Source organism: Kitasatospora sp. NPDC002543 (genome assembly GCF_053594915.1).
Genome location: NZ_JBSFWR010000247.1, coordinates 1 through 1,246, shown reverse-complemented (window position 1 = coordinate 1,246; position 1,246 = coordinate 1). Strand labels below are relative to the sequence as shown.

At 68.3% G+C, this 1,246-nt stretch carries 1 protein-coding gene and 1 pseudogene; one reads left to right on the top strand and one right to left on the bottom strand.

The genetic code is table 11. The features are described from left to right. A pseudogene (locus ACWD4P_RS38325) lies at positions 1 to 363 on the top strand (DUF5667 domain-containing protein); the annotation flags it as partial. A 119-nt stretch (positions 364 to 482) separates the two neighbouring features. Here ACWD4P_RS38325 and ACWD4P_RS38320 read toward each other — a convergent pair. After that, the coding region (locus ACWD4P_RS38320; protein ID WP_449782836.1) for a lysophospholipid acyltransferase family protein at positions 483 to 1,246 on the bottom strand (764 nt) is incomplete at its 5' end.

Below are 1,246 nucleotides of genomic sequence, written 5' to 3'. Positions count from 1 at the left end.
GTCGACCCGCTGCGGTCCCTGCTCCCGCAGGCCCCCGAAAAGGACGGCCGCACCGGCGGACAGCCCAGCGTCCACGACAGGACGCCCGGCTCCTCCGGCGACGACCGCTCCACCCCGACGGCCGGCGGAAGCCCGCACGGCCACCAGGACAGCTCGGGCAAACCCCGCCCGTCCTCCTCCGGAACCCACGACGACGGCCTCCTCGGCGACACCACCGGCGGCCTCCTCGACCCGCCCAAGGAGGACACCAGTCCCACCCCGTCCGAAGGCAGACACACCACCCCGAAGCCCGACGTCACCCTCCCGCCCCTCCTCCCAGGCCTGCTGCCCGGCCTGGGAATCGACAGCGAGGACGCGGACTAGTCACTCCGTCACGTGTTACGTGAAAGGGGGCGGCCACCGAAATCCGGTGACTGCCCCCTTTCACGTATGTCCCCATGCCGTATGTCCCTACGGGAACTTCCCCCGGGCCGCGGCCGGCTTCAGAAGAACACAGACCTCCGCTGCACCAGCAGCTTGTACAGCGTGTGCTGGATCTGCTCCCTCACCTGATCCGTCAGGTTGAACATCAACATCGGATCCTCGGCCGCCTCCGGCGGGAAGCCGTCCGTCGGGATCGGCTCGCCGAACTGGATCGTCCACTTCGTCGGCAACGGCACCGCACCCAACGGGCCGAGCCACGGGAACGTCGGCGTGATCGGGAAGTACGGGAAGCCAAGGAGCCGCGCCAGGGTCTTCGCGTTGCCGATCATCGGGTAGATCTCCTCCGCCCCGACGATCGAGCACGGCACGATCGGTGTGCCTGCCTTCAGCGCCGTCGAGACGAAGCCGCCACGTCCGAACCGCTGGAGCTTGTACCGCTCGCTGAACGGCTTGCCGATGCCCTTGAACCCCTCCGGCATCACGCCGACCAACTCGCCCCGCTCCAGAAGCCGCTGCGCATCCTCCGCACAGGCCAGCGTGTGGCCGGCCTTGCGCGCCAGCTCGTTGACCACCGGCAGCATGAACACGAGGTCCGCGGCCAGGAGCCGCAGATGCCGGTTCTGCGGATGGTTGTCGTGCACGGCGACCTGCATCATCACGCCGTCCAGCGGCAGCGCCCCCGAGTGATTAGCGACGATCAGCGCACCGCCGTCCGCCGGGATGTTCTCGACGCCCTTCACCTCGACCCGGAAGTACTTCTCGTACAGGGGCCGCACCAGGGACATCAGGACCTGGTCGGTGAGTTCCTTGTCGTAGCCGAACT